At 67.8% G+C, this 15,830-nt stretch carries 14 protein-coding genes; 1 reads left to right on the top strand and 13 read right to left on the bottom strand.

Features of this window, described 5'->3' with window-relative positions; genetic code table 11:
• Positions 1–35 precede the first annotated feature (35 nt).
• A complete protein-coding gene (locus KZX46_RS13915; protein ID WP_219774497.1) occupies positions 36–2,732 on the top strand; it encodes a glycoside hydrolase family 3 C-terminal domain-containing protein in 2,697 nt (898 codons plus the stop codon).
• An 8-nt stretch (positions 2,733–2,740) separates the two neighbouring features.
• Here KZX46_RS13915 and KZX46_RS13910 read toward each other — a convergent pair whose 3' ends face one another.
• The 13 genes from KZX46_RS13910 to KZX46_RS13850 form a co-directional block, all read right to left on the bottom strand.
• Positions 2,741–3,730 (bottom strand): YncE family protein, encoded by a 990-nt coding sequence (locus KZX46_RS13910; protein ID WP_219774496.1) that lies wholly within the window; start codon positions 3,728–3,730, stop codon positions 2,741–2,743.
• A 254-nt stretch (positions 3,731–3,984) separates the two neighbouring features.
• Entirely contained in the window at positions 3,985–5,850 is a 1,866-nt protein-coding gene (locus KZX46_RS13905) for a protease pro-enzyme activation domain-containing protein (RefSeq protein WP_219774495.1), read from the bottom strand.
• 159 nt (positions 5,851–6,009) lie between these two features.
• Positions 6,010–6,840 carry a type II secretion system protein GspK gene (locus KZX46_RS13900; RefSeq protein ID WP_219774494.1) on the bottom strand — a complete coding sequence of 277 codons (831 nt, stop codon included), beginning with the start codon at positions 6,838–6,840 and terminating at the stop codon, positions 6,010–6,012.
• Entirely contained in the window at positions 6,827–8,953 is a 2,127-nt protein-coding gene (gene gspD / locus KZX46_RS13895) for a type II secretion system secretin GspD (protein WP_219774493.1), read from the bottom strand. Before gspD ends, KZX46_RS13900 begins: the two co-directional genes overlap by 14 nt.
• Positions 8,950–9,420: a type II secretion system protein N gene (locus tag KZX46_RS13890; RefSeq protein WP_219774492.1), complete on the bottom strand. Its 471-nt coding sequence runs from the start codon at positions 9,418–9,420 to the stop codon at positions 8,950–8,952. The genes gspD and KZX46_RS13890 overlap by 4 nt, the downstream gene beginning before the upstream one ends.
• A complete protein-coding gene (locus tag KZX46_RS13885) occupies positions 9,404–9,949 on the bottom strand; it encodes a hypothetical protein (protein ID WP_219774491.1) in 546 nt (181 codons plus the stop codon). Before KZX46_RS13885 ends, KZX46_RS13890 begins: the two co-directional genes overlap by 17 nt.
• The gene (locus KZX46_RS13880) at positions 9,946–10,956 is read right to left on the bottom strand and encodes a PilN domain-containing protein (protein ID WP_219774490.1); all 1,011 of its coding nucleotides are present in this window, start codon (positions 10,954–10,956) and stop codon (positions 9,946–9,948) included. Before KZX46_RS13880 ends, KZX46_RS13885 begins: the two co-directional genes overlap by 4 nt.
• Entirely contained in the window at positions 10,953–11,561 is a 609-nt protein-coding gene (locus tag KZX46_RS13875) for a prepilin-type N-terminal cleavage/methylation domain-containing protein (RefSeq protein WP_219774489.1), read from the bottom strand. Before KZX46_RS13875 ends, KZX46_RS13880 begins: the two co-directional genes overlap by 4 nt.
• Complete coding sequence (locus tag KZX46_RS13870; protein ID WP_219774488.1) at positions 11,558–11,902, bottom strand: hypothetical protein; 345 nt, start codon at positions 11,900–11,902, stop codon at positions 11,558–11,560. The genes KZX46_RS13875 and KZX46_RS13870 overlap by 4 nt, the downstream gene beginning before the upstream one ends.
• Before the next feature lie 32 nt (positions 11,903–11,934).
• Complete coding sequence (locus tag KZX46_RS13865) at positions 11,935–12,387, bottom strand: hypothetical protein (protein ID WP_219774487.1); 453 nt, start codon at positions 12,385–12,387, stop codon at positions 11,935–11,937.
• The gene (gene gspG, locus KZX46_RS13860) at positions 12,341–12,766 is read right to left on the bottom strand and encodes a type II secretion system major pseudopilin GspG (protein WP_216707394.1); all 426 of its coding nucleotides are present in this window, start codon (positions 12,764–12,766) and stop codon (positions 12,341–12,343) included. The genes KZX46_RS13865 and gspG overlap by 47 nt, the downstream gene beginning before the upstream one ends.
• On the bottom strand, positions 12,763–13,974 hold the full coding sequence (locus KZX46_RS13855; RefSeq protein WP_219774486.1) for a type II secretion system F family protein: 1,212 nt from the start codon (positions 13,972–13,974) through the stop codon (positions 12,763–12,765). The genes gspG and KZX46_RS13855 overlap by 4 nt, the downstream gene beginning before the upstream one ends.
• The gene (locus tag KZX46_RS13850; RefSeq protein ID WP_219774485.1) at positions 13,971–15,659 is read right to left on the bottom strand and encodes a GspE/PulE family protein; all 1,689 of its coding nucleotides are present in this window, start codon (positions 15,657–15,659) and stop codon (positions 13,971–13,973) included. Before KZX46_RS13850 ends, KZX46_RS13855 begins: the two co-directional genes overlap by 4 nt.
• Positions 15,660–15,830 lie beyond the last annotated feature (171 nt).

The following is a 15,830-nucleotide window of genomic DNA, read 5'->3' as shown; positions in this document are numbered from 1 at the left end:
CAAAAATAAGTCCGACAATTGGATAGGGGATCACCATGGCGAAGTTGGCATCGAGCTTCCGCGCGGCATTGCTGGCGGGGATCGCCGCAGTGGCATCGCCTGCATCAGCGCAGACCGTACCCGCCGCCGTGTCTGCTACCGCTACCGTCAGCCCGATCCGAGCGCGCGCTGACGAACTCGCTGCGGCGATCGTCGCGCGGATGACGCTCGCCGAAAAGCTGCCGCAGCTGCTCAACGTCGCGCCCGCAATCCCCCGCCTGGACATCCCGGCGTATAACTGGTGGACCGAGTCGCTCCACGGCGGGATCGGTGCAATGCCGACGACAAATTTCCCAGAGCCGATCGGGCTTGCCGCCACCTTCGACGTGCCGCTAGTCCACGACGTCGCCGGCGTCATCAGCGTCGAGGTCCGCGCAATTCACACACTCGGACGCCAGACCGGCAAGCTCGGCCGCATCGGCACCGGGCTCGACACCTGGTCGCCCAACATCAACATCTTCCGCGATCCGCGCTGGGGCCGGGGTCAGGAGACGTATGGCGAGGACCCGTTCCTGACCGCGCGCACCGCGGTCGCCTTCGTCACCGGCATGCAGGGTCCCAATTCGGATCTGCCTGACGTGATCTCGACGCCCAAGCATTTCGCGGTGCACAGCGGGCCCGAGTCGACGCGACACATGGCGAACGTCTTCGTCTCGACGCACGACCTCGAGGACACCTATCTCCCCGCCTTCCGCGCCGCGATCGTCGAGGGCCGCGCCGGGTCGATCATGTGCGCGTACAACCGCATCGACGACCAGCCGGCCTGCGCGAGCGACCTGCTGCTTAAGGATCATCTGCGCGGCGCGTGGGGCTTCACCGGCTATGTCGTGTCGGATTGCGACGCGGTGAAGGACATCGCGGACAACCATAAATACGCCCCCGACCAGGCAACCGCGGTCGCCGCCGCGATGAAGGCCGGGGTCGACAACGAGTGCAACACCCAGACGATCGGCGATATCGGCGGCCTGCCCGATCGCTTCGGCGAGGCGGTGGCACGCAACCTGCTGTCGCCCGCCGACCTCGACCAGACGCTGGTCCGGCTGTTCTCCGCCCGCATCCGCAACGGCGACTTGCCAGGGATCGCACAGGCCCCGGGGGTCATTCCGGTCAGCGCGATCGGCACGGCAGATCATGGCGCGCTCGCGCTCAAGACCGCCGAAAAGAGTCTCGTGCTGCTCAAGAACGACGGCGTCCTGCCGTTGCGCGCCGGTGTCCGGATCGCGGTGATCGGCCCGCTCGGCGACGCGACCCGCGTACTGCGCGGCAATTATTCGTCGCCGCAATCGGCCCCGCCGATCTCTGTCGTCGACGGTTTGCGCTGTGCGGTCGGTGCGTCGTCGGTCACGCTCGTCCCGTTCGGCGAGTCGATCACCGACGGCGACCGGGTGCCCGCCGAGGCGCTGCGTGCGCCCGACGGCAAGCCGGGGTTGCTGGTCCGCTATTTCAATCCGGTCACCCCGCCGACTTTGCCGTTCGCGCCCGGCACCGACCGCGAACAAATGGCGGCGCTGCGCTATCTGGACCGGCCCGTCGTCACCCGCCGCGAGGCCGACGTCGCGAGCCGCGGGCTGCAGCTCGCGACGGTCAACGACTATCACCGCACCGAATGGACTGGCTTCCTCGTGCCGCCCGTGACCGGCAGCTACCGCCTCGGCATCGGCGGCACCGGCCTCGTCGAACTCGACGGCCAGACCTTCCTCGATGTCGCCGAGCACCACGGCCCGCTAGCGACGCTGAAGACGGTGACACTTGAAAAGGGGCATCGCTACAAGTTGCGCGTCGTCTCGACCGCGCGCGGCTTCGGCAATACCGACCTCGTCTGGAAGCTGATCTCAGCCCAGCCCGACGCCGATATCGATGCGGCGGCGCGCTCGGCCGACGTCATCGTCGCGGTGGTCGGCCTGACCTCCGACCTCGAGGCGGAGGAGACCGGCACCGACGTTCCCGGTTTCAAGGGCGGCGACAAGACCTCGCTCGACCTGCCTGCCGAGCAGATGGCGATGCTCGAGCGTGCGCACGCGACCGGCAAGCCGCTGATCGTCGTCGCAATGAACGGCAGCCCGATCAACCTCGCCTGGGCGAAGGACAATGCCGCGGCGATCGTCGAGGCGTGGTATCCGGGGCAATCCGGCGGGCTCGCCGTCGCCAACGTCCTGTCGGGCAAGACCAACCCCGCCGGGCGCCTGCCGCTGACCTTCTACCGCAGCGTCGCCGACCTGCCGCCGTTCGACGATTACACGATGTCGGGGCGGACATATCGCTACTTCATCGGCACCCCGGTTTACCCGTTCGGCTACGGGCTGAGCTACACGACCTTTGCGTATGCCCCGCTCGTCGTGACACCGGCTGCAGGCGGCGCGGAGACCGGACTGCAGGTGACGACCGAGGTCAGCAATACTGGTACGCGCGCCGGCGACGAGGTCGCGCAGCTCTACCTCAACTTCCCCGACCAGCCCGGTGTGCCGCGCGTCGCGCTGCGCGGCTACCAGCGTGTGACGCTCAAGCCTGGCGAGCAACGCACCGTGACGTTCGACCTGTCGCCACGCGACCTGAGCGCGGTGGCGATCGACGGGACACGGCAGGTGATGGCGGGAAAATATCGCGTCACGGTCGGCGCGGGTCAGCCTGATATGGGAGTGCCCGGCCAGTCGGCGGGTTTTACAACGGTGAAATCGGCGCCCTTGCCGCTTTGACCCAACCGCTATTTCGAGACGACGAGCACCTCGAACGATCCCGGTATCGCCTTGGGCCGCTGACCGGCCTCTGCTGGCGCGAAGCGAGCACCGGGTAGGTAGATATCGCCGGTGGCAGGATCCGCCGCGCCGGTGCGCGAGCCCTTCTGCGTCGACACCACGCCGATGCCGCGCGGCACGCCAGCAGTGTCGATCACTGTAAGCCCGCCGTCGCCGCCGGTCGGGACATAGGCGCGGTCACGCGGACCGTCGTAGATCACCGCATCGGGGCGTGATCCGATTGCAATGTCGGCGAGCAACCGGCCCGACTTCGCGTCGACCACCTTGGCATGGCCGTTCGCGCACGCGGAGATGAGATACCCCTGCTTCGTCAGTGCGAGACCGCCCGGCTCCTCGCAGCCGGTGAGGTCGATCGTGCGAACGACCGCGCGGCGCGCGACGTCGATCACCGCCACAGCGCCCTTATCTTCGATGTTGACGTAGAGCATCCCCTTCGCGTCGACCGCCGCAGACTCCAGCGCGCCTGCCACCGCGACCTTACCGACGAGCGCCTTCGTTTTCGGATCGATCACCGCAACGCCGCCGCCGGCATTGTCCATCACCAGCAGCATTCCCGTCGCCGGGTCGTAAGCGGCCGCGTCGGGCTTGGTTCCGGTCTTGATGTCGGCAACGACCGCTCCGGTGCCTGCATCGAACAGCAATGCGCCGCCACTGGTCGTACTCGTCACCATACCGATCGAGGTGCCGGGAACCGTCACCGCGCCGTGCGTCCGCTGCGCCGCTACAAGGTGCGGATTGACCGCTCCAGTCGCAAGATCGATCGTCATCACGCCGTCCGAGCGTGCGACGAGCATCGTCTTGCCGTCGGCGCTGACGTTGACATAGTCCCAGCCGCCATCCGGGGCAGCGACGCGTTTGGTGACCGACATGCCAAGGCTGGCGGCAAGGACCGGCGCCGCAGTCAGGAGCAGCAGCGCAGCTGGAATCAGACTTCGCATCGTCGGCATCCTTTGTCCGCAGCGAGCACGCAATTTCTTATAGTTCGGACGGAAATAAAAGGCCCGGCAGGAGGTCGCGACGAAAGAGACCGGCGAGACGCACGCCAAGCGCCAAGCGACACGATTGCGGACTTCACTTGGGTTCGTCGGCTTGTGAAAAGACTAAGGGAGAGAGCGATCTCAAATATGAGCGCTCCCTCCCTATTTAGTCGATGCAACCGATCACCAACCGATCGGTCTTGATCATTGCGAGCTTACGGGTTCGACACCGACTGCGGAATTCCAGCCGAGTCGAAGTTCGTGAAGCCGAACAGCTTACGGATATCGGGAGTACCATTGCCATTGATGTAGTTATAGTTCTGACTCGGAAAGTCGTCGGCCCAAAGACCGTCGAAGCCCTTAATATTGCGATGGTAGAACTGATATTCAGCAGGAGCGTTCACGCCACCCATGACGGTCTGGACCTGGCCGAAGTGGTACAGATACGGGTTGATGTTACCGACCCGCTTGCCCTGCTTCTGGATGTATAGAGCGAGCGCACCGACGAACTGCGGCGACGAGACCGACGTTCCGATTACGCCGTAGTTACCGCCGCCGAGACCCGACTGGTACGTCGTGATCGCAGAGCTTCGATCCGGACCGCACGGCTGGACGGCGCTGCTCGGGCAACCACCGACCTGCATGCCGACATCGGGCGTCGTGCGGAAGTTCGATCCGGTGTTGATCGGGATCTGATAGCTCGGACGCGGCGAGACGACGCTCTTGCCGCCGCCGGCACCCCAATAGCCGCCGCTGACATTCTGACCGAGGCCATAGATGTCGTATGGGACTTCCGGATCGCCGAAGCCATTCTCGCCGACGTAGGTCGAGTTACGCGACCCGTCGGACACTGTGACCAGATTGCCGCCGCCGACCGCGGTGACATAGACCGACGTCGCCGGTGTCGACACGCCCTTGCCGAACTTGGGCTTGGCGCCGGGGGTGCCGTAGTTCGCCGACGGGCACGCCGGACCACCCTGGTCGCCCGAGCTGGCGACGAAGGTAATGCCTTCAGCGTTACCCTGGCGGAAGATGTCGTCGTACGCCTGGAGGACGAAGGTGTAGTCGGTGCCGCCGTTATACGCAGCGGTGTATTCCGCTTCGCAGCCGCCGAACGACGAGTTCACGACATCGTACAGATTCGAATCAACAATGTACTGATACGCCGCCTGGATATTGCTATCCTGCAGGTTCGGGATGCTGACGATCGTCGCCGTCGCACCCGGCGCACCGCCGAGAACCTGCTGGACATCGAGGCTCGCCTCAAACGAGCCACCACCGCCGACGACGCCGCCGCCGTTGATGTCGATTGTGTTGACCGTCGGAGCCGGCTTCCCGGTCGTCGTGGTGAAGTGCTCGTGGTTGAAGAACGCAGCGAGATCGTTCGGGTAAACCTTGTCCGAGATGACAATCGCGGCGTGCACCCCGGTGCCGTCGAGACGATCACCATTCGGCAGGAAGCTCTGATACGACGGATAGTCGTAGGCCTGCTTCATGTCATTGTACCAATACGGGCCATCCGGACCGTAACGGTTGTCCGGGAGCGCTGCCGTCGTCCGCTTCGAGAATGTTTTCTTGTCGGGCAACCCGGCGAAGGTGATGACCTTCGCGCCGGTCGCGGCAAGCGCGGCGGACATCACAAGCGGGCCGCTGGCGACGACGTGGTTGATCCCATCGGTCGTGACGACGTTCTTGAAACCGGTGCCGAACAAAGCGGTCGCCTGGGCAACGGTGCCGGTGACGTGGAACGAGCGCATCTGCGTCGTCGTCACCTGCAGACCGGCAGCCGTCACCGCCGCCTGGGCGCTCGCCATCGTCGCCGCAGTCGGGCCGAACTGCGCGGCGTATTCGGCCGGCGAAACCCACTTGTGATAGCTTGGCGAGGCGGAATTCTGTTGCGCGGTCAGCAGGCGCTCGAGGTCCGACGGGTTGCGCAACGGCAGGAAGACGTCGAACTCGACCGGCGACGTCGCGCTGGCGACGGAAACTGCGGCACCCTTCTCGATCTGGGTCGATGCCAGTGCTGGCGCCGCACACGCCGCCGTGCACAGCATCAGCGAAACAAATCTACTAATCGACATTATGCTCGTCCCCTGTTTCGATCACCCGGAAGGCGCACCGCCGTTAGCTTTTTCGACACCACGCACGATCAAGATTACCGATCGCTTGGCGACTTACAACTAAGAAAACGAAGCGTTTATGAACCGGCAATAACTTTGGTTGGCGAGCGTCGCTTATTGTCAACTCAGCGCCCGGACGAGGTAAGGCTGCCCGGCCACGCCCGTGAGCTCGACGATGGTCGTCTGAACGAAATGGCCGTTAGCACCATCGCCAACTTCGACGCGGATCGCGAGTGAGTGGCCATATCGTCGCACCTCGCTCGTGGTTAATGCCGGCTGGCGATCGGCCGATGAAACCACCTGCCCGATTGCCTGCGGAGTGGTCGCGCCCGCCGACATGACCGCACGTGCGAGCGGGCCGGCATCTTGCGGATCGAACGCGAGTGTCGTTCCCGCAACGGTGACCGCCGGCGCCAATCGCGCATAGATCGCTGGGGTCATACCGTCGAGCAGGGTCAACTCGTCGATCGCGGTCAGGCCCGCCGGAACCGAGGGGCTGCGGCTCACGCCGCTGCCAACGATCGGATCGCCGCGCAAACGCAGGAAAGCGGCGACAAGTCCGTCGACCTGGGTGATCGGAACACCCGCGAGTTCGAACAGCCGCTTGATCCGGGGCGCCTGGACGAAATTGAGCGGAACCTTCGCCATCTCGTCCTCGACCGTGATCGACATGGTCATGCCGTCGAAGTCGACCACGTGAAGCTCGCTCGACGGCTGCCAGCGCCTTGGAGCTTCGACCAGCCCGAGACCGTGGACGGCGATCGCCGTGCCCGCATTTGCCGCTGCCACGAGGCGGGCATGCTCAACCGCTGCGCTCGCACCCGCGACGGCACCGCGCCCCATGCCGATCCCGTCGAGCGCAAGCAGGGCGAACAGTGCCATCGCAGCGACCGCAGCGACCATCGCATAGCCGCGCTCGGACTCGCCGTGGGCGGCGTCAGGGGATGCCATTGCCGCGGGTCAGCAGCGGGCGCAGCGTTTCGAGCTTGGCGCGCATCTCGTCGGCGAGCGCACGCCCGTCGTCGACGGTGCGGACGACCCGCGGGCGCAGCAGGACGAGCAATTCCGTCCGCGCGACCTGCTTGTTGGTGTTGCCGAACAACAGCCCGCCGATCACCGGGATGTGGCTGAGGAACGGCAGCCCGCCCTTGGTGTCGGTCGTGTTGTTGCTGATCAGCCCACCAAGCGCGACGACCTCGCCGTCCTGCACCGCGATCGAGGTCGCGATCCGCCGGGTCGAAATCGTCGGCGAATTGATCCCGCTGGTCTGCGAGGCGACGACGTCGCTGACTTCCTGCGCGACGTCGAGCAGGACGAGGCCGCTGCTGTTCACCCGCGGCGTGATCTTGAGGATGATGCCGGTGTCGCGATACTCGATCGAATTGACGATCGGCGAGTTGCTGCCGATCGTGCTCGTCGACGAGGCCGTGATGATCGGCACCTGATTGCCGACCTGGAGCGCCGCGGTCTGGTTGTTGAGCACGAGCAGCTTCGGCGACGACACGACGTTGATCTTCGTCAAGTTTTCGAGCGCGTTGAGCGCCGCCATGATCGAGCTGCCGCCGTAGAAGAACGAAAATCCGGGGAAGGTGCGGACGATCGCTCCGGCGGGGTCCTCGGACAGCGTCGAACTGGTCCGGCCGCTGTTGAAGTTCCACTGGACGCCGTAGCGCAGCGCGTTGGTCAGCGTGACCTCGGTGATCGCCGCCTCGATCATCACCTGATACGGCACGACATCGAGCTTGCGCAGCGCGTCCTCGACGACCGCATAGTCGCGCGGCGTGGCGAAGACGACGATCGCGTTGTTGGTCTCGTCGCTGCTGATCCGCGCGCGCAGGTCGTCGGAGTTGATGTCGACGGTGGTATTTGCGGAATTGCCGGACGACGCCGTGCCCCCGGCGAGCGGGTTCTGCGCGGTGCTGCCGGTCCCGTTCTGGCTGCCGAAGCCGCTGCCCGCGCCGCCGCCGTTGCCCGAGCTGTTGTTGCCGAAGCCGCTGCTTCCCACACCCGCCCCGCCGCCCGAATTACCGCCGGGGATGGCGAAGTCGTCGCGCGGGCCGGAGAGTGGATCGCCGCCACGGGGCGCGTCGCTCCTGCCGGAGTTCCCGCCGCGCCCGCCGAACGCATTCGCCAGTACCTTGGCGAGGTCGGCGGAGCGGCCGTTCTGGACGCGATAGACGAACACCCGCCGCTCGCTCGATTCGCCCTCGCGGTCGAGGAGCTCGACGAAGCGCTGGACATCGTCGAGATATTGCCGCTGCGTCGACACCGCGAGGATGCCGTTCAACCGGTCCATCGCCACCAGCCGAACCATGCCCTTGGTCGGCGCACCATTGGCGTTGATCAGCCGGTCGAGCGCGGGGACGATCAGGCGGCTGTCGGTCCGTTGTGGCACGAACAATGCGAACGAGGTGTTGCGCAGCCAGTCGACGTCGAACTGGCGCACGAGGTTGCGAACTGCCGCGCGCTGCCCGCCGGTCCCCGCGACGACGAGGCTGCCGGGAGCCGCCGACGTGATGACGTTGGGCAGAACCGGGTCGATCAGGCGGCGCAACTCGTCCGAAGCGACGAACTTGAGCGGGATCGTCTCCGACGCGAACGCGGCGCTGTCGCCGGCACCGACGACCGGCGCCTGCCCGCGCGCCTGCTCGATCGGAAGGATGACATAGACGCCGTTGCGGGCGATCAGCGCGAGATTGGCGGTCAGCAGCGAGGTTTCGAACAGGCGCAGGACATCGGCGCGTGACACCGGCCGCTGGGTCACCAGCGTCACCGGCGTGTGCAGGTCGGGCGCGACGGTATATTCGAGCCCGAGCATCGACCCGAGAACCGCCTTGGCGACCGCCTGGACGTCGGCGTTGGGAAAGTTGAGGCTGACGTCGCCCGGATGGACCGTCGCCACCGGGTTCGTCACCACGACGGGCGCGCGCTCCTGCCCGGTCAGGATCGTCGACCGCACCGTCGGATCGGGAGCCGTCACTATGACCGGCTGGCCGATTGCCGCGACGGTACCGCCGAGCAGAACCGCGACCATAGTGCCGCCGATCGTTCTACGCACGGTCACTGGTCTGGTCCCTTGGTCGCGGTCGCCCCGACGGCGATCGTCCGGCGTTCGTCACCGCGGACAAGAACGACCGAGTCCGGACGCACCGCATCGAGCGTCCAGCCAACGAGTTGCTGACCCGGCCCAACGGTGTGGATCGTAGCATCGGCACCGCGCAACACCGCCACGGCACGACGGCCGCGGCTGGCGACCCCGAAGAGCGCAAAGCCGTCGATCGTCGCCGCTGCGCTGTCGGCCTGGTCGGCGGCGGCGGCCGCGCCCCGGGTCGGATTAAACAGCGGCCGCGCCTCGATCGCATCGGCCGAGGGCAGCGGCGCGGTGATCGCCACCGGCGGCAGCCAGTGCGCCGCTCCCGACGTCACGGTTTCGATCGCGGGCGGATTGTAAAGCAGTTGCGCGGCGAGCAACGCCGTCAGCGCCACGGCAAGCGCCGCCGGCACCGGGGCAACTTCAAAGTGCGGGAACATGGCGGTAGGCAAGGTCGATCCGGACTTCCATCGGTGCCAGTCTCCCCGCGCCCGACGCCTGGCCCGCATCGATCGATACCGCTTCAATGACGGGCGTGAACTGCCCCAATTCAAATATTCTTAAGGCGGCAACGAGTTGCGTCAAGCTCAGCCTCGCCTCGACACGCAGGCGGCTAGTGTCGGGGGTCGACGGCTGCTCGCGGATCGTGCGGACCTCGCCGCCGGTCGCGTGGATCACGGCGGTCGCGCGCTCAGTGGCAAGCTCGGTGGCCGCACCCGCGTTCGGCGCGACGATCGCATAACGGGTGCGATCAGTGCGCTGGCGGGCTGCGGCGGCGAGCCAGAACGCGCGCGACGCCAGCAACCGGTCGCCGCGTTCGAGGTCGTCGGCAAGCTGCTCGCGCTGGTCGGCGCGATCGGAGAAACCGCTGGCAATCGGCAGGATGACGCCGAACACCGCCAGCAACAGCAGTGCGACGAGGATACCAACGGCGACGAGGCGGCGTTCGCGCGGCGACCACTGGCTCATCGCGGCGCGCCCAAGTCCACCGCAACATCGAAGCGCTGGCCCGCGGCGGAAGACAGCGGGGCGTCGGTGGCGAGGTCGCGGACATGCGCGAACCCCGGCACGCGGCGCAGATCGGCGACGACGTCGACCCCGTCCTGCCGCGCTCCCGAGAGACGCAAGGTGCGTCCGTCCCACGCGTAGCGTTCGACCCACGCGCCATCGGGCAGTGCGCGTGTCACCGCATCGAGGATGTGCAACGGCTCAGCATGGACGCGACGCGCGATCAGCCCCCGACGCGCCTTGTCCTCGGCCTGCACCCGCTCGCGCGCAGCGATCACCGGGCTGAGCAAGGTGCGTTGCGCCTCGACCTGCCCGGCGAGCCGATCGGTTGCGGCGCTATCCAGCTCGATCGCAATGCCGAGGTTGATCAAGGCCAGCACCCCGACCGCGGCCCATAGCCATGTCGCGTCGCGTCGCGGCGGCGCGATCCCGGCGGCGCGCGCAGCGGGCATGAAGTCGAAGTCCATCGCCGCCGCCGCCGCGCCCTCGACCCCGATCGCAAGCGGCTTCAGCCCGGCGGCGGTCGCCTCGCCCAGTGCCAGTGCCGCCATCGTTCGCGGCACGGCGGCAACATACGCCAGCCGTTTGCCGCTCGCGACCGGCGGTGGAAAGGCGACGGCGACGAGCACCTCGTCGGCGCGAAACGGCGTCAGCCGGTCGATGTCAAGCGTCAGCATCCGGCGCAGGTCGGCCTCGGGGAGCGCCGCCGCCGGCACCTCGCGGATCAGCAGCCGGTCGCGCGGCAGGAGCAGCGTCACCTTCTGCCCGCGTGGCGAGGCCGCGACCTCGGCCCCTCGCCGCGCCAGCCGGAAGCCGCCGGGGCGAGCCTCTGCCGTCAGCGCCGGGCCACGCCCCAGATACCGCTTGACGTCCGCGGGCAGCAGCGCGCCGAGTTCGGCGCGCCACCAGTCGACCGCGGCGACGATCGTCCGCCACGCCTCCGCCACCGTGCCGTCCGCCAGCGTCATGACCGGCCCCGGCACTTGCCGGTGTTGGTGTCGAGGACGCACGTCGTGTCGACCGTCGTTGCCGGGCGGACGATCATTTCAGGCCACCGCCGCCGGTCACCGGGCGCGAAGGTCACGTCGATGCGGATGGCTTCGGGCGCGGTCGGACGCGCGCTCCAGTCGTCGGTCCAGTGCGGGACACCGGTGGCGTCGGGTCCGAAATAGGCCAGTCGCAGGTCCGCCACACCCGAAAGCAGCGCCGCCTGCCCGTCACCGAGGACGAGGCCGCCGTTCTCATCGATTTCGAGATGGAAACGGCGTTGCGGCGACGGCCGTTCGGAGATCGGCGGCAAAGCGACAAAGGTCATCGATGCCGGGCCGCCCTCGAAGTCGGCAGCGAGCGCGGCTCCGTCGAAGCGCGTCGCCGGGCGCAGCCGCTCGATCCGATCGCGCAACCCCGACTGCGCCGCCGCGACCGTCTCGCCCGCCACCGTCCGCGCCTCGTTCGACCGCGTCAGCCGCGTCGCCGAAGCGAACCCCGTCGCCATCATCGTCGCCGCCAGCCCGAGCAGCGCAAGGCTGACGAGCATCTCGACCAGCGTGAAACCGCGCTCACTCTTGGTCACCGGACCGTCGCGAGGCGCAGGGTGTCGAGCCGCGCGCGGTCGGCCCGCCCGTCGATGTCGCGAACCCGCGCCGAGACGCGGAGCAAATTGCCCGACGTGCTTGCGGCAGCAGGCTCGGCATCGATCGTGACGGTCCACGCAAATGCGCCGTCGGTGCCGTCGGTCTCGCCCGGTGCGAGCGGGATATCGCTGCCGACCGCCGCCAGCCGCGACTGCGCAATCATGGTCGCGGTGCGCGCGAAATCCGCCGCGCGGAGGCGCAGCGCATTCTCGCCAAGGCTGCGATAGGTGACGCCAAGCACCGCCGCGATGATCGCGACCGCGACCATCGCCTCGATCAATACCGAGCCATCGTCATGGGAGCGGGCACGGTTCACGAGGCGGTGGCGATACCGGCAGCGTCGACCCGCACCGACGCACGCCGGGTCGCGCTCGCGACCGCCAGCGCTCCGCCGGTCGACGAGCCGTCGCCGTAGAACACCACCGACGGGTCGCCGCCGATACGCACCCGCAGCGGCAGGACAACCGGAACGCCGTTCCACGAATAGCCGCGCCCGTCGTCGCTCAGCGACAGCGACACCGGCACGCCACCGCGGACCGCGACCGCGCGTGCCCGGCGCAGGTCGTCGAACAGCGCGCTGCGGCTGCGATCGAATTCGGCGCGCCGGAGCGGCGCGATCATCGCGGGAAACATCAATCCGACGACCAGCCCGAGGATGCCGACGACGACGAGCATCTCGAGCAATGTCTGCCCCGATTCGCCCTCGCCGATAACCGGACTACCAGTTGCCAACATCGCGCGCTTCGCCGGTGCCGCCGGGCGCATTGTCCGACCCGAGCGTCCAGACGTCGGTGTCGCCGTGCTTGCCGGGGACCGCGAACAGATATTTGTGGCCCCACGGATCGACCAGCGCGCTCGGCTTTTTGAGGTATGGCCCGTTCCAGTTCGGCGCGGTCGCGGGCGCGGTCATCAGCGCGTCGAGTCCCTCCTCGGCGGTCGGATAGCGCCCGACGTCGAGCTGGAAATGGTCGAGCGAGGCGGTAATGTTCTCGATCTGGATCTTGGCCGCCTGCGTCCGCGAGCTGCCGAGATAACGGAGCACCTGCGGCCCGACGATCGCCGCGAGCAGCCCCATGATCGCCAGCACGACGAGCAGTTCGAGGAGAGTGAAGCCGCTGTCGGCCCGCCGTGTGCGTGATTTCATGAAGTCAGTGCCAGATCGTTGAAGCCAAGGATCGCCGTCATGATCGACGCGATCACGGTGGCGACGATGGCCCCCATGACGACGGTAATCAACGGCGTAAGAATGGCGATGAGGCGTTCGAGCCGCGCGCGGACCTCGCGGTCGAGGACATCGGCGAGCCGCGCGAGCATCGGGCCGAGCCGCGCGGTCTCCTCGCCGGTGCGGACGAAGCTCAGCGACGCGCGCGGAAATTGCGGCTCGGAAGCGAGCAACGCGGTCAGCCCCCCGCCCTGCTTGAGCCCGAGCGCGACCCGCCCGACCATCGCCGCGAGCGTCGAGTTGGCGACCGAGCGGCGGGAGATCGCCAGCGCCTCGGGCAGCGGTACCCCGCCGTCGACGAGGCTGCCGAGGACGCGGGCGAAGCGCCCGATCTCGACCGACGTCACCAGCCGCCCGATCACCGGTAGCGTCAGAACGACGCGGTCGAGTGCGGCGCGGCTCGCCGGGCGGCGGAGCCAGACCGACACCAGCCACGCGGCGATGACGAGCGCCGCGACGATCGCAAGGCCGTCGTCGCGGACGACATGGCTGATCCCGACCACTACCCGGGTCGTCGGCGGCAAGGCGGCCCCGGCATCGCCGAACAGCCCCTCGAACTGCGGCACGACGAACAGCAGCATCATCAGGATGACCCCGATGGCGATGACGAGGAGCAGCGCCGGGTAGATCATCGCCGCACTCACCGTCCGCCGCAGCGCCTCGGCCCGTTCGAGCGTGTCCCCTAGCTTGGCCAGCGCCTCGTCGAGGCGGCCGTTCGACTCCCCCGCCTCGGCCATCGCTGCCGCCATCGGCGGGAACAGCCGCCCGCTGTCGGCCATCGCGCGCGACAGCGGCACGCCCTCCTTGACCCGGCGATACAGCGCGGCGAACGCCGCCTTCTCCGCCGGGCGCTCGATATTATCGACGCACACCGCGAGCGCGCGGTCGAGCGTCAGCCCCGCACCGAGCAGCACCGCGAGTTCGCCGACTGCGGTGGCGACGGCGCTGCGCGATGCTGCGCTGCTCCGCACCCGCGCTGCCACAGGGGGCGTCCGTACCGCGACGAGTTCGATCGGCGCGAGGCCCGTGCGGCGAAGCTGGTCGATCCCGGCGGCGTGCGAGAGCGCCTCGACTGAGCCCGTCTGGAGCTCACCCCCCGCCGTCGCCGCGCGGTAGCGGAAGCTCGTCATTCTCCGTTCTCGCGGGTGACGCGAAGCACCTCCTCGATCGTCGTCAGCCCGGCGCGCGCCTTGGCAATACCATCGGCGTACATCGACGTCGCAGCGCTCGCGGCGGCGATGTCGCGCGCCTCGGCGCGGGCGAGGACGAGCTTGGCGATGACCGGGTCGATGACGAGAAACTCGACCAGCGCGATTCGCCCGCGATAGCCGGTATGGTCGCACTCGCCGCAGCCGACCGCGCGGTACAGCGTCGTCACATCGCCGACCGGGACCGGCGGATCATACGCTTCGCGACACACCGGGCACAGGCGGCGGACGAGGCGCTGCGCCAGCACAGCGCTCAGCGTCGACGCGATCAGGAACGGCTCGACCCCCATGTCGAGCAGCCGCGTCACCGCGCTCGCGGCGGTATTGGTGTGGAGCGTCGACAGGATCATGTGCCCGGTCAGCGCCGCCTGCACCGCGACCTGCGCGGTCTCGATGTCGCGGATTTCGCCGACCATGATGACGTCGGGGTCCTGCCGCAGAAACGATCGCAGCGCGGTGGCGAAGTCGAGCCCGATCGTCGGGTTAACCTGCATCTGGTTGATCCCCGCGAGCCGGTATTCGATCGGGTCCTCGATCGTCAGGATCTTGCGGCTCGGCGCGTTGAGCTCGCTCAGCGCGGCGTACAGCGTCGTCGTCTTGCCGCTGCCGGTCGGCCCGGTCGACAGGACGATCCCGTTGGGCAGCGCCAAGGTGTCGCGTAACTTGACCAGCACCGCCGGATCGAAGCCGAGCGCCGCGAAATCGAGCGTCAGGTTCGATCGGTCGAGCAGCCGCAGCACCGCGCTCTCGCCGTTGATCGTCGGAGATGTGGCAACGCGCAGGTCGATGTCGTGGCCGCGGACCGCCAGCCGCAGCCGCCCGTCCTGCGGCAACCGCCGCTCGGCGATGTTGAGCCCGGCCATCACCTTGATCCGCGATACCAGTGGCGCGCGCATTGCCGCCGGGAGGGTCTCGACCGTCCGCATCTCGCCGTCGATGCGGAAGCGCACGACGATGCCGTCCTCGGTCGCCTCGAGATGGATGTCCGACGAGCGCTGCTCGACCGCGCCGGTAATCAGCCGGTTGATCGCCCGGATCGCCGGGGCGTCGCTGGCGAGGTCCTTGAGGCGTTCGAGGTCGGCCTCGTCGGCGGCATCGTCGACCGCCGCGGCGGCTGCCGTCGCCGGGCCATAGGCGCGGTCGATCGCCGACTCGATGTCGCTGCTTCGCCCGATAGAGACGCGCACCCGGAGGCCGAGCGCGAGTGCGATCGCCGACACCGGATACGGGTCGAACGGGTCGACGACCGCCACGTTGCAAACGCCGTCGTCGACGCGCAGCACAGCTGCCTTGAACTCACGCAGAAAGCGTTCGGAGACGCGGTCGACAGCGACCGGGAGCCCGGTAAAATCGACCGCGGCGGCGAGCGGCAGCCCGGTTGCCTGTGCCGCAGCCGATGCGAGCGCCGCCTCGGAGACCAGCCCCAACCGGGTCAGGATCGCTGCGAAGCGCTCGCCAGTCTCGGCCTGGACGAGGCGCGCGCGAACCAGCGTCTCGCCGGTAACCAGCCCATGCTGCTCGACCAGCTCGTCGAGCGACATCGGTGCGACCACGGGCGCAGCGAGAACGGCTGAATCGGCGGATGTTTGCAGGGCGGTCGCTGTCATTTGCCGATCGTACCAGCCCCAAAACCTGCGGCCGTTAACCGAAACGACCAGCGCATCATACCAGCGGCCCCATCGGGACGCGACGGATATTGCCCAAAATAATGCATGCGGCAAGATTCCGCTTGCCAGCATAATTAATCATGGGTCATCTCCCATCACCGCGCGGAAAAA

Source organism: Polymorphobacter sp. PAMC 29334 (genome assembly GCF_019431245.1).
Lineage (GTDB): Bacteria > Pseudomonadota > Alphaproteobacteria > Sphingomonadales > Sphingomonadaceae > Polymorphobacter_B > Polymorphobacter_B megasporae.
This window is presented reverse-complemented; position numbering and strand designations above follow the sequence as displayed.